General features: G+C 44.0%; 21 protein-coding genes and 2 pseudogenes. 6 read left to right on the forward strand and 17 right to left on the reverse strand.

The window, feature by feature from the left end; all coding sequences use genetic code 11:
• Window positions 1–206 precede the first annotated feature (206 nt).
• The gene (locus tag MJA45_RS18620; RefSeq protein ID WP_315603406.1) at window positions 207–935 is read left to right on the forward strand and encodes a hypothetical protein; all 729 of its coding nucleotides are present in this window, start codon (window positions 207–209) and stop codon (window positions 933–935) included.
• A gap of 125 nt (window positions 936–1,060) precedes the next feature.
• Window positions 1,061–1,543, forward strand: coding sequence for a TolB family protein (locus MJA45_RS18625; RefSeq protein ID WP_315603407.1), 483 nt, complete (start codon window positions 1,061–1,063; stop codon window positions 1,541–1,543).
• A 291-nt stretch (window positions 1,544–1,834) separates the two neighbouring features.
• Here the strand turns inward: MJA45_RS18625 and MJA45_RS18630 are convergent, their stop codons facing one another.
• Window positions 1,835–2,173 carry a hypothetical protein gene (locus MJA45_RS18630; protein ID WP_315603408.1) on the reverse strand — a complete coding sequence of 113 codons (339 nt, stop codon included), beginning with the start codon at window positions 2,171–2,173 and terminating at the stop codon, window positions 1,835–1,837.
• A gap of 202 nt (window positions 2,174–2,375) precedes the next feature.
• Here MJA45_RS18630 and MJA45_RS18635 point away from each other — a divergent pair.
• Window positions 2,376–2,621, forward strand: a pseudogene (locus tag MJA45_RS18635) (IS110 family transposase); the annotation flags it as partial.
• A 47-nt stretch (window positions 2,622–2,668) separates the two neighbouring features.
• On the opposite strand, the gene MJA45_RS18640 reads toward MJA45_RS18635, so the two are convergent.
• Window positions 2,669–3,667 carry a phosphotransferase gene (locus MJA45_RS18640; RefSeq protein WP_315603410.1) on the reverse strand — a complete coding sequence of 333 codons (999 nt, stop codon included), beginning with the start codon at window positions 3,665–3,667 and terminating at the stop codon, window positions 2,669–2,671.
• A 165-nt stretch (window positions 3,668–3,832) separates the two neighbouring features.
• Complete coding sequence (locus MJA45_RS18645; RefSeq protein ID WP_315608056.1) at window positions 3,833–4,099, reverse strand: DUF2716 domain-containing protein; 267 nt, start codon at window positions 4,097–4,099, stop codon at window positions 3,833–3,835.
• Between the two features lie 508 nt (window positions 4,100–4,607).
• On the opposite strand from MJA45_RS18645, the gene MJA45_RS18650 reads away from it, so the two are divergent.
• Entirely contained in the window at window positions 4,608–5,945 is a 1,338-nt protein-coding gene (locus MJA45_RS18650; protein WP_315603411.1) for a TolB-like translocation protein, read from the forward strand.
• Between the two features lie 533 nt (window positions 5,946–6,478).
• Here the strand turns inward: MJA45_RS18650 and MJA45_RS18655 are convergent.
• The 14 genes from MJA45_RS18655 to MJA45_RS18720 form a co-directional block, all read right to left on the reverse strand.
• The gene (locus tag MJA45_RS18655; RefSeq protein WP_315608057.1) at window positions 6,479–7,084 is read right to left on the reverse strand and encodes a hypothetical protein; all 606 of its coding nucleotides are present in this window, start codon (window positions 7,082–7,084) and stop codon (window positions 6,479–6,481) included.
• A 205-nt stretch (window positions 7,085–7,289) separates the two neighbouring features.
• Window positions 7,290–7,823, reverse strand: a complete 534-nt coding sequence (locus MJA45_RS18660) for a histidine phosphatase family protein (protein ID WP_315603412.1) — start codon at window positions 7,821–7,823, stop codon at window positions 7,290–7,292.
• Window positions 7,824–8,113: 290 nt separating this feature from the next.
• On the reverse strand, window positions 8,114–8,749 hold the full coding sequence (locus MJA45_RS18665) for a hypothetical protein (RefSeq protein ID WP_315603413.1): 636 nt from the start codon (window positions 8,747–8,749) through the stop codon (window positions 8,114–8,116).
• Window positions 8,750–9,082 (reverse strand): hypothetical protein, encoded by a 333-nt coding sequence (locus MJA45_RS18670; RefSeq protein WP_315603414.1) that lies wholly within the window; start codon window positions 9,080–9,082, stop codon window positions 8,750–8,752.
• Between the two features lie 755 nt (window positions 9,083–9,837).
• Window positions 9,838–10,359, reverse strand: coding sequence for a GrpB family protein (locus MJA45_RS18675; protein WP_315603415.1), 522 nt, complete (start codon window positions 10,357–10,359; stop codon window positions 9,838–9,840).
• 99 nt (window positions 10,360–10,458) lie between these two features.
• A complete protein-coding gene (locus MJA45_RS18680) occupies window positions 10,459–11,448 on the reverse strand; it encodes a phosphotransferase enzyme family protein (protein ID WP_315603416.1) in 990 nt (329 codons plus the stop codon).
• 31 nt (window positions 11,449–11,479) lie between these two features.
• Window positions 11,480–11,974: a GNAT family N-acetyltransferase gene (locus tag MJA45_RS18685; protein ID WP_315603417.1), complete on the reverse strand. Its 495-nt coding sequence runs from the start codon at window positions 11,972–11,974 to the stop codon at window positions 11,480–11,482.
• Window positions 11,975–12,317: 343 nt separating this feature from the next.
• The gene (locus tag MJA45_RS18690; protein ID WP_315603418.1) at window positions 12,318–13,706 is read right to left on the reverse strand and encodes a ThiF family adenylyltransferase; all 1,389 of its coding nucleotides are present in this window, start codon (window positions 13,704–13,706) and stop codon (window positions 12,318–12,320) included.
• Window positions 13,684–14,211: a Mov34/MPN/PAD-1 family protein gene (locus MJA45_RS18695; RefSeq protein WP_315603419.1), complete on the reverse strand. Its 528-nt coding sequence runs from the start codon at window positions 14,209–14,211 to the stop codon at window positions 13,684–13,686. Before MJA45_RS18695 ends, MJA45_RS18690 begins: the two co-directional genes overlap by 23 nt.
• A 14-nt stretch (window positions 14,212–14,225) precedes the next feature.
• Window positions 14,226–14,675: a hypothetical protein gene (locus tag MJA45_RS18700; protein ID WP_315603420.1), complete on the reverse strand. Its 450-nt coding sequence runs from the start codon at window positions 14,673–14,675 to the stop codon at window positions 14,226–14,228.
• Complete coding sequence (locus MJA45_RS18705) at window positions 14,675–14,917, reverse strand: ubiquitin-like protein (protein WP_315603421.1); 243 nt, start codon at window positions 14,915–14,917, stop codon at window positions 14,675–14,677. Before MJA45_RS18705 ends, MJA45_RS18700 begins: the two co-directional genes overlap by 1 nt.
• A 215-nt stretch (window positions 14,918–15,132) precedes the next feature.
• Complete coding sequence (locus MJA45_RS18710; RefSeq protein ID WP_315603422.1) at window positions 15,133–15,684, reverse strand: hypothetical protein; 552 nt, start codon at window positions 15,682–15,684, stop codon at window positions 15,133–15,135.
• A 63-nt stretch (window positions 15,685–15,747) separates the two neighbouring features.
• Window positions 15,748–16,635: a hypothetical protein gene (locus MJA45_RS18715; RefSeq protein WP_315603423.1), complete on the reverse strand. Its 888-nt coding sequence runs from the start codon at window positions 16,633–16,635 to the stop codon at window positions 15,748–15,750.
• A 511-nt stretch (window positions 16,636–17,146) separates the two neighbouring features.
• Entirely contained in the window at window positions 17,147–18,328 is a 1,182-nt protein-coding gene (locus tag MJA45_RS18720) for an aminoglycoside phosphotransferase family protein (RefSeq protein WP_315603424.1), read from the reverse strand.
• Between MJA45_RS18720 and MJA45_RS28665 the strand changes: the two are divergent.
• Together MJA45_RS28665 and MJA45_RS18730 are read left to right on the forward strand one after the other, a co-directional pair.
• Window positions 18,300–18,677 (forward strand): annotated as a pseudogene (locus tag MJA45_RS28665) (transposase); the annotation flags it as partial. The gene MJA45_RS18720 and the pseudogene MJA45_RS28665 overlap by 29 nt on opposite strands.
• On the forward strand, window positions 18,617–19,597 hold the full coding sequence (locus tag MJA45_RS18730; protein WP_315608058.1) for an IS3 family transposase: 981 nt from the start codon (window positions 18,617–18,619) through the stop codon (window positions 19,595–19,597). The pseudogene MJA45_RS28665 and the gene MJA45_RS18730, both read left to right, overlap by 61 nt.
• Window positions 19,598–19,650: the final 53 nt, after the last annotated feature.

A 19,650-nucleotide genomic window follows, 5' to 3' on the forward strand; every position in this document is an offset into this window, starting at 1 on the left:
TGGACGAGAGCAAGCAGAGAACCTTCTCGTCAAAGACAAGAATAAATCACCATCGAAAAAGCTAAGCACAATAAGGTTTCCCGTATCTTTTATACTTCTTTCTTGCCCACAGGGATGAAACCTTTGGGGATATTTCTCGTCTATTGTAGCAAGAACAGAATGAAGGAGTGGCGGCTATCAGACGGCTTTCGAATGCAGTATGCGTAATGTTGTTAACGATCGTGTTATTGTCCGGATGCCGGGGCATTGGCGGGCAAGCGATCATTGATTGGGCCGATTTCCTGAAGCTGAACGGGATTTCGTACAGCCATTACTGGTATGCTGCCTTGACGGATCCAGCGAAAATAGGTGGTAAAGTTGGTGAGGTTGCGTTCCAAGTCGCGGACAATGTCCACAATCCGGGTTATAAGACGAAGAATGGGGATGCCGCATTCCTGGCCAAAGGAACCGTCGTTTATGCAGTAGAGGGTTATTCTGATCATTCCGTCGTAGCCGTCAAGGATCCGAAAGCCTTCAACGGCTATCGGCTGTATGCGAACGACCAAAAAATTCAGGAGCTGTCCGCATCGCTTGAGCCAGTAGAGCAAACCGTGAAAAGGGCGATTATTTATAAGGAGTCTTCAGACGATAAGCCGATTGTGGATGTCCAGGGCGTGAGCGCTTCGTTCTTTGTTTCGCTCCTAAAGCGCAGCGAGGATCGGGAAAGCTACACGCCGAGCCGAACGAACGGTGATCCGAAAATGTACCGATTTGTAATCGATACGGGAAAATCGATCGGCTACTCGAATATCGTCCTTGACGATGGAGTAAGCTTTTATTGGCAAGACCGGAACACCAAGCTACTGCCTAGCGAATTTGCCTATTACTTTGCGGAACCGCGTAGACCAGTGTTCCGGTGGGCGATATCGAATTTACGCTGCCGCGCAGCTCTTTAACGCTGGCGACAGGAGAACAGATCAAGCAGGACGGTTCGACGAACAATATTACAGTTTTGTCGCGAGATGGGAAAACAGAGCGATATGTATTTCCGGCTGAAGCTTACGATAATCTGCTCAAACGCGTGCAGTTGGAGAACCCAGGCAGTGGAGAGTCAAAGACGATCCTTTACTGGGCGTCCCGACCGACGCCGGTCAATGACGGCAGAGCCATTGCGTTCGAGTCGAACAAGAATGCTGTTCTAACCAAGAAGCAAACGTTCAGCATCCATCTCGTCAATGCCGACGGGACGGGCGAGAAAGTACTTGTCGACGGCGCCAAGTACGGCTATGCGGTACTGCTGGATAGCTTCGGAAGCAGGCTCGTCGCAGAGAGCGAAGATCGATCGGTACTCGATATCGACGTCGTAACGGGCGCCATTCGCAAGCATGAAGTAAACGGTCATCTCGATGCTCTGTCGAAAGACGGGCGTTACGTGCTATACCGGGGTATGGACAGTGATGTGCTGGTCGGCCGCAAGCTGTGGGTAATCGATCTGGAAACGGGGCAAAAGACTGCGGCCGGCGACGTGCCACAGGATTATATCTACAATAAGGGAATCAAATAGAGGGTGGTTTCGAATGTCGCGATTTTCATTCTATCCTCCCTCAGTTCCCACAACGCTTTTCAGCATTGGCTTGAACAAAGTTACACACTTTTATCATCATTGCAACTGTATCCAGGTTATTTTCTAAATTCCAGTATTGTTCCTAATTAGACAGGCTGTCGGTTTTTTCCGGCAGCCTTGTCATTGAAGTATCGTGCCCGTTAGCACAAATAAGGCTAACGGTCTTGCCCATAGCCTTTCAAATAGATAACTCGTGACATATTACCGTAGGAGGGGCTAATGTGTATTCGTCTAACTATCGTTGCCCAGGTTTCCCCATCGTTCCAAAAGCCAGCCATTTTCTAATATATCATCATCCGTGAGCTTGCCCAATTTCATCTTGGCCAGAAGTACGAGTTCTCTCCGATTTGTATACTCAAAGTCCTTGTATATTTCTTGATTCTTTTTATGGAATAGGTGAATCAGTTCAGTAAGCTCGAAATATGGCAATGTCCCCTGCTTCCATTCCAAAAACGACTGATACAACGGTTCCAGGGCTTGTTCCGTAACCATTTTATGATACTCATCTAGAAGTTCTCTTTCTTGCTGTTTTTTTAGTTTTGCACCCGACTTATTCTCCACCCTCATCATCCTTTGTTCTGGTTATTAAACTCTTACCCTTTATCCTCTTTCTGAGAAAGCCAGTAGCCGATCGATAATTTCAAACTCTCGTGCCCGTTAGGATTCCTGGAGAGCGTTAATTTTGCGCTTTGCACAAAAACGAGCGACTCCGGTACGATGGGGTAGTCACGGGTTCATAGCCCTTTAGCCATCTTAAGGAGGTCGCTCTAGCTTGAAGTTTAAAGCTCAAGCCAAACAAAATCAACTGCTCGAACACATTTCAACTCGGCACCTTGTCGTCGGCATTGACATCGCCCAGCAGTCCCATGTTGCTCGCGCCGTCAACTTCCGTGGGATCCTGCTTGGCACTCCTCTCCATTTCTCTAACGACGATGCCGGCTTCAATCAACTGCTGCAGTGGATGAAAGATCTGCAGGGGACGCATCAACTGGAACAAGCGGTCGATGATGTCGGCCCTAATTGTCGTTGCGTTAATGTTCCCAGTTAGCATAACCCATCAAGATTCTAAATCTCATTCAGCCATCCTTCAATTTCATTAATTTTCTCCGCATAACGCTTAATATTTAGTATGGTACCAGAAACTTGTTGCGTCCCCGCTTTCTGTTCATCTTGATCCGTGCAATCAATCCATAAAGACCGCTTTAGACAATATTCTAACCAGTCTAACTTCCCCAAAAATCCACTTGCTAGTATCATTCTCCAGTTTGCGTGGATCTCGTTTTGTACTGTTCCTTTATAGCCATCTATGAAAGATAAGAACTTGTCTTGGTCAATCTCGCCCGCTCCATTTTCAGACCAATAAATAGCCGTTTCAATTAGGTCTTGTTTAGGGTTTCTATACCCTGCACATTCCCAATCAATTAGGACTGGGCTATCATTCCACAAGACATTTTTAGGGTCTAGGTCGCCATGACTGATGACCATATCCGTTGAAATTTGCATGGCTGAATTTATAGCTTCGACATTCCAATCGTTAAGCATTTGACTGTTTTCAAATAATAAACTTGTCCATTCGGCATTACTCTCTTGTCCTTTTTTCAGATAGAAGTTCCAGTCAGTTAGTCGACGTTCTTCAGACGAATTATTAACTATCCCGAGGTCTGAAAAATCCCCCATATGTAGAGAAGAAAGAATGCTGCCCATTGTTTTGCAATGACCCGAATTTATTTCACTATGCTTAAGGCTTTTGCCATCCAGCCATTCAAATACGAGACAGAATTGCTGATCCACTTGTTGAATAGAGGCACCATTAAAAGTCTTAGCCGGAAGAGCAGGTACAAAATTTGCAGCACGATTAGCGATGAGTTCTGATCTTATGAAGTTTTCCATGGCCGTTGGTCTGGCCATAATTTCAGGATTTAATGCCTTGACTACATATCTACCTGAGGTGGTTTGTATTGCATACATACGATGTAATAAACCGCCTGATAACGCATGAGGGGCAATTTCTAAATCACCAAGCCCTAATTCATTACATAGAATCTCAATTTGACGAGGGTCCATTCTATATTCACCTTCCCACCAACTTCTTCCATACAAGTAATGTACATGTTCTATGAGACAATTACGTTATCCTGCCTTAACGAAAAAAGGAGCAGCTGCCGCGGCGGCAAACTACTCCATGGAACTTTGAACTAACGTACCCGTTAGCGGAATCACCGCACTGATTTAACTTCGTCGTACAACTTCCCCCAATATAGATGGCATGTTGTTTTCAAACTGCTGTAATAGTTCCGCTCCAAAAACAGAAATTGTGTTTTCCCATGGGTGTCCTAAGTATCCCCATTTGAATTCTTTATGTAAGTAAAAATAATAATCACCGTCTGGGTAAAAGGATATTGTCCAATTCGCCGATCCTTTTTCCAAGTGGGGATTATACAAAAAGGACTCTTGCTGCCAGTCCAAAGCAAAGACATATTCATCTGGTTCAGTTATTGCTTTTAGAGAGTTGACACACTTCTCATCATACTGTGAATACTTGGGTTAAAATTGAAAACCTCGTAGAACTTATCCAAACAATGCGATATTGCTCATCAGTCAATGGAATCCAATTCCCCATTTAAAGTACCTCCCACTGCCTTTTTCCCTTATCTTACCATTAAATTATCCTGCCCTTTAGCTTAATGCCTCCCGCCTTCCAGTCCTATACTTTATTTTAACAATCAGATTTCCTCAAGATGTAGGCGAAAGACGCCCCATGTGAAGATTCAGGATGAAATTCAAGACATATTAGAATTTGGACGAGAGCAAGCAGAGAACCTTCTCGTCAAAGACAAGAATAAATCACCATCGAAAAAGCTAAGCACAATAAGGTTTCCCGTATCTTTTATACTTCTTTCTTGCCCACAGGGATGAAACCTTTGGGGATATTTCTCGTCTATTGTAGCAAGAACAGAATGAAGGAGTGGCGGCTATCAGACGGCTTTCGAATGCAGTATGCGTAATGTTGTTAACGATCGTGTTATTGTCCGGATGCCGGGGCATTGGCGGGCAAGCGATCATTGATTGGGCCGATTTCCTGAAGCTGAACGGGATTTCGTACAGCCATTACTGGTATGCTGCCTTGACGGATCCAGCGAAAATAGGTGGTAAAGTTGGTGAGGTTGCGTTCCAAGTCGCGGACAATGTCCACAATCCGGGTTATAAGACGAAGAATGGGGATGCCGCATTCCTGGCCAAAGGAACCGTCGTTTATGCAGTAGAGGGTTATTCTGATCATTCCGTCGTAGCCGTCAAGGATCCGAAAGCCTTCAACGGCTATCGGCTGTATGCGAACGACCAAAAAATTCAGGAGCTGTCCGCATCGCTTGAGCCAGTAGAGCAAACCGTGAAAAGGGCGATTATTTATAAGGAGTCTTCAGACGATAAGCCGATTGTGGATGTCCAGGGCGTGAGCGCTTCGTTCTTTGTTTCGCTCCTAAAGCGCAGCGAGGATCGGGAAAGCTACACGCCGAGCCGAACGAACGGTGATCCGAAAATGTACCGATTTGTAATCGATACGGGAAAATCGATCGGCTACTCGAATATCGTCCTTGACGATGGAGTAAGCTTTTATTGGCAAGACCGGAACACCAAGCTACTGCCTAGCGAATTTGCCTATTACTTTGCGGAACCGCGTAGACCAGTGTTCCGGGTGGGCGATATCGAATTTACGCTGCCGCGCAGCTCTTTAACGCTGGCGACAGGAGAACAGATCAAGCAGGACGGTTCGACGAACAATATTACAGTTTTGTCGCGAGATGGGAAAACAGAGCGATATGTATTTCCGGCTGAAGCTTACGATAATCTGCTCAAACGCGTGCAGTTGGAGAACCCAGGCAGTGGAGAGTCAAAGACGATCCTTTACTGGGCGTCCCGACCGACGCCGGTCAATGACGGCAGAGCCATTGCGTTCGAGTCGAACAAGAATGCTGTTCTAACCAAGAAGCAAACGTTCAGCATCCATCTCGTCAATGCCGACGGGACGGGCGAGAAAGTACTTGTCGACGGCGCCAAGTACGGCTATGCGGTACTGCTGGATAGCTTAGGAAGCAGGCTCGTCGCAGAGAGCGAAGATCGATCGGTACTCGATATCGACGTCGTAACGGGCGCCATTCGCAAGCATGAAGTAAACAGTCATCTCGAAGCTCTGTCGAAAGACGGGCGTTACGTGCTATACCGGGGTATGGACAGTGATGTGCTGGTCGGCCGCAAGCTGTGGGTAATCGATCTGGAAACGGGGCAAAAGACTGCGGCCGGCGACGTGCCGCAGGATTATATCTACAATAAGGGAATCAAATAGAGGGTGGTTTCGAATGTCGCGATTTTCATTCTATCCTCCCTCAGTTCCCACAACGCTTTTCAGCATTGGCTTGAACAAAGTTACACACTTTTCTCATCATTGCAACTGTATCCAGGTTATTTTCTAAATTCCAGTATTGTTCTAGTTAGACAGGCTGTCGGTTTTTGCCGGCAGCCTTGTCATTGAAGTATCGTACCCGTTAGCTTAGTCAAACGATTTATTCCTTAGAAGTCTAATCATTACTTGTCCTATAAATAATAATCCTAAGACTACCAATAATATTGCCACGAAATTCGGTAAGACCATCATTATCCCACTTCCTTGGTCAGGTCCTCCGCTTTCTTCTAAGATCTTGTTCCACCACATGTAACCTTTAGCACCCAGAAGCATACATAAGACACCAAATAATAAGCGTAATAGGGTGAACGGCATTGCTACCTATCTCCTTTCACCTGTTGACGTTACTGCATTTCTGCCTGTTATCGCAGCAGTGAAACGTATTGTTTCATCGTTGCACTCTTTTTCAATAACACCTATTCGAACTGTACTTCCTGATCCAAAATGATTTCTTTCGGGGGGGTCCCCATAGGGCTAGAGAATGGAATAAGAGCAAATAGAACTTCTCTTATATCATCGGGCAATCGCGGTCTAACCAAGAAACTTAGGTGTGCTTGTCCACCGCCGCCATGGGATCCATGCGAACGAACGAAAAATTCGTCTTTACCTTTTACCTCCAAAAGCAACTTAGGGCGAATATGCCCTGCATGGTCGACATTTCCACTCCTAATCTCGAGGTTCACCACGCTCGCGTTCTCATGCTGCATGGCATGAGTGATGAAATATTCAAAGCTATCATGAATCGTCTTCTTCATAATAGGAACCACACTCAATAGTTCCCCCGGCTCATTTCGAATAAAGGGTTGCTCGGGATGATTTAAGCTATGCATAAGCCAGTTGATTTGAGGGATGTCCATCTCATACCGATTTGCCCACTCTTGAATCATTTCCTGAGGCGGAAAAATCCGTTTGCCTCTAGAAAGACCTTTTCTGTCTTGAATCAATGTCATTATTGATTCATCGATCGATTTAAACTTATCATTGTATTCATTTGGAATTGCCTTTAACTCACCCCAACCCATTAAAAACACTCCATTTCTTAAAGAGTTTTTTCCTTACACAATTTACTCAAACCATATTTTACCATACATTTGTACACAAAACTGCCCGTTAGCGCAGCAAGACTGCCAATCATCTTCTCGGCAGCCTCAAACTCCCTAGGTATGATCAGGCTTTCTCACGTGTGCTCGCTCTCGTGCCTCTTACTGTAGCACTTATTCATGTCTACTAAGTAATTTCATACTCATATACCCCGCATAGCTGTACTTCTTCTGAGACAAGTTGTAATAACGTTGCAATGACCATACCGTGACAAACGACAATTACCTTAGACTTATCAAGATATTGGCATAAAACGTTCCTTACCCGTTCATTGACACTTTCCTTCGATTCCCATAATTTACGCTCCCCAGGAGGGTGGACTCCGTCATGTTTCATGTAGTCGTTCCATAGTTCTGTGATTTGCTGAACACATGTTGCTTGCCAATTATCCGGGGTCCATTCATGTAAATCAAATTCCACTTTAATAGGCAATCCTATATTCCTGTTAATAATGGCGGCGGTTTGTAAAGAACGTGTGTACGGTGACGATAGGATCAAATCGCACTCTGACAAATGATTATGGTTTGCTATTATCTCTTGAGCCTGATACACGCCGGCATCTGTCAAAGGAACAAAATCTCTTAGTGCTCCTTTCAAATTTCGTTGCTCCTTTAATGTCCAATTCGGCTCTCCATGACGAATTAAATAGAACATGGTCATAGTGGTTTACCCCCTAATTTGCGACTGCCAATAATTGAGCAGAAGAACGGTGATTAAAATAAGCGATGGATCGGTTCCATCGCTGTGCCCTCGTTTCCCGTTAGCTCAACGACAGTGAAACACTATAATGGTCATTTGTCACTTTTTTAGATATAGGAGTTGGAACTGTTCCCAAAAGCCCCACTCCTTTTACAACAGGCTCAGGGATCTCTCAGTTTGGCGATCTTGTCGTTGATTTTCGACCAAAAGAAAACCACCCAAAAAGAGTGGTTATTAACGAGGCTAAGACTTTAAATGAAATGTACAATCGCGGCGTCGTGCTCTTGGTTACGGTAATCGTGCAAGTTTAATCCCAACAACTCGACGACGAATTGCGCGAAATCGTCCTTGTGGTTCGTACTCGTTCCGGATTGATTTAAGGTTCGACTGATGCTACCAGTGAACAGGTCCGCGAGTTGGATGAAGATATTGGCAATCGAACTGACGGAAGAAAAGATGTTTAGCATCAAGTTATCTTCGAAGTAAGTCCTAAAGTTGCCGACCAAGTGCTGCTCCAGCTCATTAAGAAACAACTTGTCATTGCCATCTTCTTTGTCCTTCCAAAAGTTGACTCGCCTTGGCAAGGTGATTCTGCCAGAACCAACTTCGTGCACGATGCCATGATGAACGTGCTGGTAGTACATGGCGTATACTGCTTCATCAATAGGGCGGCTGCTTCCGCGAAATTCTACAACGACCGCTTTGAAGCCCATCATGTCCATAACGGAAACGGCTTCCTTTATCAGTTCTTTATAGATGTCCAACTGTTGTCGTTTCATTTCGGTAAAGTGAAATTCCTTCGGCACGTTAATGCCGGAGTTTTGTTGTAGCTCCCGCCACATAATAAAGTGTCTACGAAGCTCTTCGAGCCGTTCGACGCTAAGCACTCACAGTCCTCCGATGACCATGAATTTGTCGCCACCGGTTTTACCGCTTTCGTCGCAAAAAATGTTAATCGTCGGGACAGCTGGCTTATTAGCAATTTGTATTTCCTTTTCGGTTTCTTCCTTACCCTTACGAATTTGCGTTATACGATCATCCGCAAGGAAAAGCTTGTATTCATTTTGGATCTTCGCGCGCGCACGGGCGATCGATGTATCTCGCTCCAAGGAAAACATCCGCTCAACATCTATTACGCTACCGGTAAATCCCTGAAAGATGTGCCAATATTTAAGCTTCAGCGCCATATCAGAGTTACGGGTTTCGCCGTAGTGATTCAAGATGTATGCCACCCTCGAAATAAGCGTAACGAGATTGCCAGATGCTAGTGCGTCTTTTAGGCGCTCTACTTCTCGTGCGATCCGATCCTGCTTGTCCTTTGGCTTTGCCGGCACAACATCTTTCGGTGATTCCTGCGTTACGCGAGCCTCGATTGAGGATACTTCTGACGCTTATTCAAATGGCAACCGTCATTCCTCCTAGTGAAATATTTAGCTATATTATACCACAAAATGGAAAGACTATATTTAGGCCAACGTGGGATCGGTTTAACAATCATTCATGTTCGGACAAGGCATATGTCTATTGCTACCCGCTCCTTGGATCCACATAATACGCCTCCTCTCTCCTTCTCATAATCCCTCTTGTATTATTTCAATATTGCAAGGCATTCTATTTCTTGAATCGTTCTACGGGCTTTCTGAGAGGCCTGAGAAGCATAGATTGGTACAAGGTTCCCGTTCCATCCCATCATCCTTCTATTAGGACAAATTACAAGCCGTATAAGAACATGAAAAACGCTCCCAGCTGCAGTAGCTAGGAGCGGGTTTACTATTACTTTGGCTAATTAGGTTTATTCACCAACCATGCCGTCACCATCACGATCATCCATGTATTTGTATAACCAATGTTATATTTAGGTTAGGTAAGTTAAACAGTTGAAATTGAAAGGACCACACATATTAGATATGTCTAAGATGTGTGGTCCAATTTTATTTTTCTTCAACTAAAGTCTCCGTTAGTTGAACAACAAGGGCTATTTTCTTGGTTGGGTTTCTTCGAACCATGTAAGTGCAAGCTGTTCCATTTCTGTTACAAAGGCTTTCTTTGCAGGACTATATTCGCTTGTGTTTTCAAAGCGTTGAACTAATTCTTCCTTGAATCGACTGTATCTTGCAACCTCTTCAGGATGACTTCTCAAGTAATCTCTGAATATTAGATGCCGTGCGATCTGGGAATTATCGGCTTGATAAAAATGTATGTGGTGTGTCCTGTTTGCCCCACCTTTGCGGAATAACCTTCTTCCAGGAATACCCCAGTCTCCAGCGACATCATAACCGAGGGAGTGCATTTTATCATTAAACGAATCAATATTATTGATGTTCTTCACAATACATATCATGTCAATTACAGGCTTAGCTTTTAAACCAGGAACTGAGGTGCTTCCGAAATGCTCAAATTGTAGGATCTCATCCTTAAATATCGTCTTCAAGAAGTCAGCTTCTTCTTGGAAAAGCCTAACCCAATCCTCGCTATATTCACTTAATCTAACCTTCATAACTCTCCTCCTACAGACACAGGTTATAGCCTATATATTCCATATACTGTTAAACAATCCTGCCCGTTAGCGTAATGAGTAACCTCCGTATTAGGGGGGCTAGAACTCATCGATCAAAGAAATACCTTTCATAATCCGCATTCTACTATCTTGCAAGAAGTCGCGGGTCCATTTGTCTGGTTGACTTAAATCCCAGCTCCGGTGCATACCGACGACTACGATAATTTCGCGTAGTCTAAGGAAAAGCTTCAGCTGCTCCTTCCAGCCGTCAGGCATTTGTCGGCCACCCTCTGTGTAGCCCAACTCGAAATGTTTAATGAACAGTTCGTATTGAACCTTACGTTCAGACTTCGAATCTTCCCCGAATACATACAGCAAGTAATAGAGTTGGATAGCAATGTCCTCAACATACCAGCTGTACTGACACTCGTCGAAGTCGAAGAGCGTTATTTGCCCTGATTCATCGACCGTGAAATTACCTACATTGATATCTCCGTGAATTAAACCAAAATTATCAGCATTAACAGGCAGATTATCCAAATGTGCTTTTAGTTCATCAAGGGCATTAAGAATTGGTTGAAACTCTGACGGTAAATAATCTTTGGCTCGCAAGAGGTATTCATTAAATTCCCAAGTGTGTCTTTTGGCCATAGGTTTGTAAAGCTTGGCCAGTTCATGAAGACGGCCCGTTATGCGTCCGCATTGTTCATAAAGTATAGAATTAACTAGGCATTCTGGATATCCGATTTTTCTCCCTGGTGCGTGTTTAAAGGAGGTCACGTAGAAATCCATTGTATTTCCTTGGATACGTTCAAAATCCTTTCCCTCAACCGAAGAAACCGGGTTTGAAACCGACAAACCATTCTCCGAAAGGTAACGAATCCATTCTATTTCAGCTGCAACTCCTTCAAACGTGCGGAGAGTGCTCGGAGTGAAACGGAGAATATATTTCAATTCATCGCGATTATAGGAATAAATAAAGTTTTGAAAGCCTCCAATGAAAGTAAGATCCTTTGGGCTGACCCCAAACAGCACAGCGCCTTCAGCGGCATGTTCGTCCAGGAACATTAATTTTATTTTTGGGTCCATGAGTTCTCCTTGATATTGAAACATGTGCCCGTTAGTTTAACGTCGAGGCTTCATACACCTTTGTCTCATCACCAGTAAAGATGAATGCATTAGTAATATGAATCCAGCCGTATTTCTCATAATATCCGTTTAAACTTGTACAAAGATAAAGTTTGCTGTGACCCTTTTTTTCCGTTTCTTGAAGAGCATGCTTCATTAATTGGGACCCGATTTTCCGTCCTCTTTGTTCTGGGGATACGTATAAACAAGCAAGCCACGGAAATATATCTTGCCGAGAAATCAAATCATTACGCAATAAAGCGTATGTACCAATAATTGATTCGTTTTCTATCGCTATATAAAAGCTTGGTAATTCACTATTAGTATTTAATGAATGCAGCATACAGTCGTGATAAAACTTAAAGTTCTTTTCAGTGCCCCATTGATTCCAAAAAATTTGTACAGCTCTTTCAAAATAATCGGGCTTATTTTTTAATTCATAAACCTCTACCATAACATTCTCCCTTTCCTGTTTTAAATAGCTCATTAAGCTTCCACATTCTACATAATTATATCAGATATAGTTCCTAATTATGGGAAGAGTACTATTATAACTATCCTGCCCGTTAGCGTAAAGAAGCTGCCTAACAATCGGATATAAGGAGCGCCTGAAAAATTCCTGCAGAAAAGACCCGGGCACAGTTTGGATATTTCAATGTGCAATATTTCAGTTGGATATCACCTTTCAATTGCAATTATTATCATGTTTAACATACTAGTAATGAACGAGGAAACGATGTGTGATGATTGAACGGGTGATTGAACTGACACAACACAAAATCCAAATACAAGACAGGTAACAATGAATTTAGCTTTATCACTCATAAGATTCATCCTTTTGACAAATAAAAATATTTAGAAGACTTTATCCGAGCTCGATGAATTTCCTCTATTACGTCCTGTTTACACAAACAATCGTTTTGTGTTTTGTTTCTGTGAAAAGGATTTACCCATAATCTTTCGCCCAGTTCAATCGAAACTGTATTGGGAACATTTGGGTAAAGCTCTCTATACTGCAACTTCATCATTTCCCCAACCAGAAAAACACCGGCTATCATTGGAAGAAATGGTAGAGCTGCATCCACCCGCTCTGCGAGAATTTGTATTTCTTCTTCCGCACATGCCAAATTTGCTTTTTTCCTTTCTTCGGCTGGATAGCACTGCAAACAATTATCTGTGAAAGGGATATGTCGATACAGTGTAACCCCCCAGCCTGGAGCTGTGGCGGCATGCAAGGATAACGGTGGCAGCGCGTTTTGTAATTTGTTTCGAATACCATCTTCATTAGCAAGTGGTAATATAAAGTCAAATTGACTAACGTTCCCTATCGCAAATTTTTCAGGGATACTGGTAACGTTTATCCCGCTTTTCTGTAAATACGCGGCACCCACTGAGACTTTATGAGTGCCACAATCTTTCACACCAAAGATCGGCGAACGATTTAGGTTAACAATTTTCACGACGTCGTCGTCTACCAGCGTCAGGTTCATTTTGATTCCCGTTTTTTTTATAAAGTATAAAGCTGAAGAACCAACCATCCCAACGCCTACCATCAAGCAGTTGCCTAAATCCATTGGACTTGGGAGTGGCGGGTTAGCGAGAGTTTCCGGATTATTACTTTCCTCTAGATTGAATGCTGAAAAACAGGTCGCTGTAAGGTTGTTAGGCTGACCAATAAGTCTCTTAAAAACTTCAGCAACACCCAAAGCGGCAGCAAGACCGGGTCCCACAGGATTGAGCTGATTTGTCATGGGCAGGTCAAAATTTTTTAAACCATCTCCCATACATGCTATCCATCCATCTCCATCAATGTTTATAAGCCCCTTTTGACTGTCGCTTTTGTTTATTGCTCCGATATGAAGAACACAGTCCCAGTCTCCTGCACTCAGTTCAGCTGGATCTTGCGCGAAGAAAAAATTACCGAAGGGGTCTGCATTTTGCATCGTGGATTTCAGTTGATCCAGCAGCAAAACTTGATCATCACAAAGATTATGGTGAAGCGGGACATTCTGGGCTAGGACTGTGATGTTTCTACAAAACCGGCTTAATGTATTGCAGGCAGCCAGTAACATGAGTTGAATATTGTATGTGTCATTTTTCCCCGGTGCAACTTTCACTAACACCTTGCCGTTTTGAAACGTGACATTCGAATTCAAATACCGATTGGTGCGGTCGTCGCGCTGGTTGTAAAAATCATCATTTGAAATGAGTAAGCCCATTTTTGTTCCCCCTCAAATCCACATAACCTGGAATCATTTTTACATTTTGCATCGTCCAGTTATCAGGCATAACGTGGAATTTTCCTCGATGGTACATATGGAACCCACACATGGTGAGTGGACTCATCGCCTTTCTTGCGTAAAAGGGAACCACTACCGAAAAGTAACCGTCATAAGGCATAAAAGTGAATTTGTCATCCCCAGCTGAATGTCTTTTGAGGTCTTTGGGATGGCTATGCACCTGCGCAATTAGTGTCATTCCGTGTTTATTTAAATAACTGATTACCTCCGCATTCGCTTCCGGAGTTGTGTGTACCTCTTGTGGACCAGAGGTTGCCTTCGGCACAACACAAGTTGCCACAATAACGGTATCATTGAAGTCGTACCCTCCCCAATATAAAATCCCTTCGTGATTTTTAAATGGACTTGGATGAAACGATAACAGAGCCCTGACTGTTTCTTTTGTTAACAGTTCCGGAATAATGATTTTTTTGATGGGGAGCATCCCTCATCCCTCCTTTATCCAAGCCTGCCCTTACAGGATTGTAATTCGATATATATCTTGGAGAGCATGTCCCCAATAGTCGAGTAGCCTTTCGCATTTGCAATCCAATTGTCATACTGCCAATCCGTATGCAATGAAGTATGATCCCTGTACGATTTCCGATTAAAATAATTGCAAATAAAGTATTGGCTACTGTTAAAAAATGAATTGCCAGCAGGATACGCCGATGGCGTACCCCGCTGACCGCTTCTTACATCAATCATTTCAATAAATGGCGGCTTCTCCTTGTACTCCTCACAGTTAAAATCCAACACGTACTTCTCACCATCCGAACGATTGTCCATAACAACGCAAAATTTTAATGGCTCCTCCTGAGTTTGCTGAATTGCCCAAAGCCCTTCTCCCATCTTTCTTGCATGCTGCAATTCAGCTTGGACGATCGTTGCACTCAACTGCCTGTCCATCAATAGTTGTCCCCTGTTGCCGACAGAACCACTTTAGCGCCATCTTCCAAGTGATAACTCACGAGTGGACGTTCTGGTTGCATCTGCCCTCCGTTATGAACAAAAACATAATTCCCATCTGGATAACCTTTTTCCGCGGCTGCCTTTTTTGCAGCCTCCACTACTTTTATCGTTTTTTCGAAATCCATGGTAATGGGTCCTTTTCCTGTTTCTACCGTTAATGTAATTGTCTTATCTTTCATTGATAATCACTCCTTCGAATAAAAGTGGTAATGCTGAGATAAAAGAAATCAATAGTATCGACCCCCGAAAACTTTTCCACATCTGATTCACTAAACCGGATGAAGGAATGACAAAAAAATATATATAAAATTCCTTGGCGACATGTCACCTTAGAATGAGCTTTTTAAGCATACATCTGCTTCACTTAAACAGATGAAATATCGTTAAAAAAAAATTATATAATTGAGTAATACAAATAGATTAACCCACCCGAAGGAGCTGTGAGTTCAACTCGTTTTACCAGTCCCAGATTAACCAGCGTTTTTAGACGGTTGTTGCAGCTGGTAATAGCAATATCCAAAGCATTGGACAGGATTGGGGTGTCAGCTTGTTTAAGTTCTTTTAATTTTTTTAGTGTGTTAAACAATGTGTCACTATATCTGCCAATCAATTTCCAGGAACCGTCAGACTCAACAAACAAGCAACATAATTCGGCTTTACTTAGCGCGGCGTCCACATTCTCTTCAACAAACTGGCTTAAGCCGGTTATCAGCAGATGCCTGCCTTTGAGCTCACCTGAAATTCGCAAAATGAACACGGATATGATTTCACTGGCACATGAGAAATCAATCCGAGACACTCCCGTGAAATCTAACAATAACACAGATTTCTCTTGGCTTAAGAAGGAACCGATTATCTGATCTCTCACGGTCCTGCCCTGTTCCCTTCCCCAAAGTTGTTCTCCAAACATTTCAGCAATGTTAACTTCAAAACGATCCACACTCATTCTCCTTCATCTGATTCCGTGAACCTGTACTCTTATATTACAAAATAACGCTAGGCTTGTCAACTACGCCCTCGAAAGATGAAAGCCGATATTGGTCCCCGTGACTAAGGGTACCTTACGTTCAATTTTTTTAAGTTGACCGACATCAATGTGCAACCCAAACAAACCAGCGTGTGACTGGATAAAAAGCATCGCCCGACGTTTTTGAGCTGCTTTGTAGAGTCTAGACAGTCCGTTTCCGCGCGTCTTATCATCCTGAAATCGAGATATGCCTTTCGTGATAACCTCCCGAATGACACGTTCATCATCATAGCCCACAATATCCTGAACGCCGGAGTCGATCAAGCTTTGCCGAATCCCAATTCCAGCATCGCCGATTGCCCAGGATAAAAAGGACTCGCCATTTATCGTCTTATATGCCTGAAAGCAAAGCACCCCCTTCTGTGGTGTGTTGCTGTGCTGACAAACATTCTGCACCATTTCCGAGATAAATGTGGTTATGCTATTTATTTCTTCCTCGGAAAAACCATTGGCTTCCATCCAGCCTTCAATTTCTCCGTTTATTGTTTGAATGTCACTTTCCCCTTCAAAAAACCAAAGAACACCCATGTTTTTATTGCTTTTCCTAAAATATTTAAGCAGACTGTTTCTTCTTTCAATCACTATGAAATTATCAATAAGCGAATTTTGGGTAAACCCTGCCCTCTCCATGTACGAACCAGCATCACCATTTGGTAATACGATGGTGGATGTAACGCCGTGCGAGTTATACATATGGCGACATAGTCCAATTAATGTAACCATTCCAAAGGGATCTACAAATGTTGTAGCGCTTAAATCAAGTACCATACTACCAACTGAAATAATTGTAGACTCTTTTGACGCTATAAACTCGCACACATCTGGAAAAAAAGGCAATGTATACTTATCGGGAAATTGGACTATGTTCATTGTTCCCTCCGCTTGACCGTGTATGTATAGCACTAGTATATCAAGCGGCATTGATGATTGCATCACAAAAAAATGTGATATTACCGCGAGGGTCTATTCAGTTTACTGCAGATCTTTGCCTCAAAAATTTATTTAATTAATTATGGATATTTGCTGTCGCAACAAAAAATTAAATAACGCACCTTTTCTCGAAAAGTAGGGTCCGCTTATTACGATAGCTGAAGATGGGATTTGCATGGTATGCGCAAGAGAAAAAAATTTAATGAATTTTTTAACCGTGCAGGTTTGTCTCAATAAAAAATGAATTGAAGCCGAAAACGAGGGGATTTGGTAAAATGCAATAATGCTCAAAAACGTCTATCTCAAATATTCGTGAAAAAAGGAGCACTAAACCGCTTATCGACCCAAAGCGTTCTACTACTCCTCGTATCAATCTTGGAAATCTGGGTCGCGAACTACCTGAAAACCAACACTGTTAGTGGAGCGGCAACAATTGCAAATGCTTCTATCCCTAGCCTTTACTAAGATAGCGAAGCGCAGTACGGAGATGGAAAGATGGTGCGCCGCCCAACTCACTCCGGGCTCTAACCTCTGTATGGTGCAGTATTGATTGGTAACTGATCGTGTGGTGGATCGCATGGACGATCTCGCATATGGACCAAAGCTCCTGCAGTCTTTCCATCGATTCAAATCCTGTCCACAGCTCCAAGTACGCATCGCGCAGTCGAGGTCGGACTAACAAATCCTTCTCCTGGTAAATCAGGATCATATCCATGAAGGGATGCGCGAGGCAGGCATCCGTCCAGTCGAAAAAGGTAATGCGTCCGTTGCTTATTGCGGCATTCCCCATATGTAGGTCGCCGTGAACAAGTGTAGTGGGTACCGCATAAGCAGATATTCGCTTGCACATGTCGATAATAACAGGCAGATGCCCATAAAGGTCTCCGAGCTCTTCCGGCGTTAGTTTGGAAACGACAAGCTTGTCCTCTAATAGTGGCTCCACCAACGGAAGGACCCTCTCGGGCCTTCGATCTGCACATCCTAGCCCTAGTAATTCTGCGGTACGATCTACCATCCCAAGTTGAATTTCACCGAACGCACGTAACAGTTCGATCCTTTGCTCTACGGAAATGTCCCGGCTTAGTTTGTCACCGGCATCAGCAAGTAGCATCCATCCTTCGGCCGGTTCAGAAGCCATTATAATCGGAACACGGTTGGGAAATATACCCGCCATGTAAGTCAGAAAAGCGAGTTCCTGAGTGAATAACGGCTGCTGGGCGTTCGTTTTGAAATATACGTTTCCGTGAGTGGTGACGAGCCGCAGTACACAGGAGAGGCTCCACCACTTCACCTGTTCGGGAGGTTCGGTAAGTTGGATTCCGAGTTTTCGAAGCGAATCCCCGATCCAAGTCGCGGCCTTCGTGTACCATCCGCTACGCTCCCAAGGTTGTCGGTGCTCCGGTTCAGCCTCTTTTTCCACTTCTAGCAAATAATCTTGGATAATTCCGTAGTGATCCAGCTTCAGCCCCGATATTTCCTCGATGCCAACCCACTTTTCATTAGGTTGTAGCCCCCCTAGTGAGGACTCAAAGCTTTCCAACAGAAAGAACGCTTCTTTCCTTCCGCTATGACTATCATGATGAATCCGGACATAACGGAACGCTATGACGGGCCGTCCGAGTAGTTGGGACATCTCCCTAGTTACCAATCCCGGGGTTAACTCTGTTTTGATATTATCCCCTTTAAGTAGACAGTGTGGAAAAAGCACACTATGGTTTACTTGGAGGGGATTTTTCTTGGGCGAAATTCGGAAGACGTATGACATAGAATTCAAGCGGCGAGCAGTGGAAATGTTCGTTGTAGAGGGTATGGGCCACAAAACCGTAGCAAAGGCTTTGGGCATCAACGATAAAATGGTTCGAAGATGGGTAGCGCATTATGAACGAGAAGGACTCGAGGGGCTTAAGGAAAAAAGAGGTACATCAAGTACTGGGAGACCCAAGAAACCGGCAACGGTGGAAGAAGAACTTTTGCAGCTCCGAGCGGAGAACGCGTTGCTAAAAAAGCTTATCGAACTGCAAAGGGGGGAAGAGAAGAACAACGTCAAACGTACCAAGCCATTGAAGAACTAGCTCCGTCCTATCCGATCACGCTGCTTTGCCGGCTGGCAGGCGTAGCCCGAAGCAGTTACTACAAGTGGGCAGCGCGCAAGCAACACCCTACAGCCAAACAGATCCAGGACGACGAGCTGAAGGCGAAGATCATGGAATGCCACACGCATGTAAAGGGTATCTACGGGTATCCCCGTGTTCGCACATGGCTGAAGAAGACTCATAATCTCCAAGTCAATCACAAGCGAGTTTACCGGCTCATGAGGGAACTCGGCATCCGATCACGGATTAGGCGCAAGAAGCCCTACTTCGGCTCCCGGGAAGCCACCGTTGTGTCTAAGAACGTGCTTAACCGGAAGTTCAGCGCAACAGCCCCGAACCAAAAGTGGGCAACCGATGTTACCTATCTGCCGATCGGTTCCCGATTCCTATACCTATCGGTTATTGTTGATCTCTATAACAACGAAGTGGTGTCCTACCAAATCGGCCGCCACAACAACTTAAAGCTTGTACTGGATACCGTCGAAGCAGCTATACACAAGCGCAATGTGAAGAAGCTTTTGCTTCACAGCGATCAAGGGTTTCAATACACCCACAAGCATTACCATACGCTGTTGAAGCGCAAGAAGATAAAGCCAAGTATGTCGCGCAAGGGCAACTGTTGGGACAATGCCTGCATTGAAAGCTTCTTCGGGCACCTCAAGTCGGAGTGTGTTCGTCTACAATCCTTTGCATCTGAAGATGAACTAACAGAGGCCATTGGAAGCTATATTCACTTTTACAATAACGAACGTTTTCAACAGAAACTAAACAACCTTAGTCCAGTTGAATACCGGACCAAGGTCGCTTAGTGGCTTGATATTTACTGTCTACTTGACGGGGGTAAGTTCAATCAGCCGGCAGC

The sequence above is a fragment of the Paenibacillus aurantius genome (genome assembly GCF_032268605.1).
GTDB lineage: Bacteria > Bacillota > Bacilli > Paenibacillales > NBRC-103111 > Paenibacillus_AO > Paenibacillus_AO aurantius.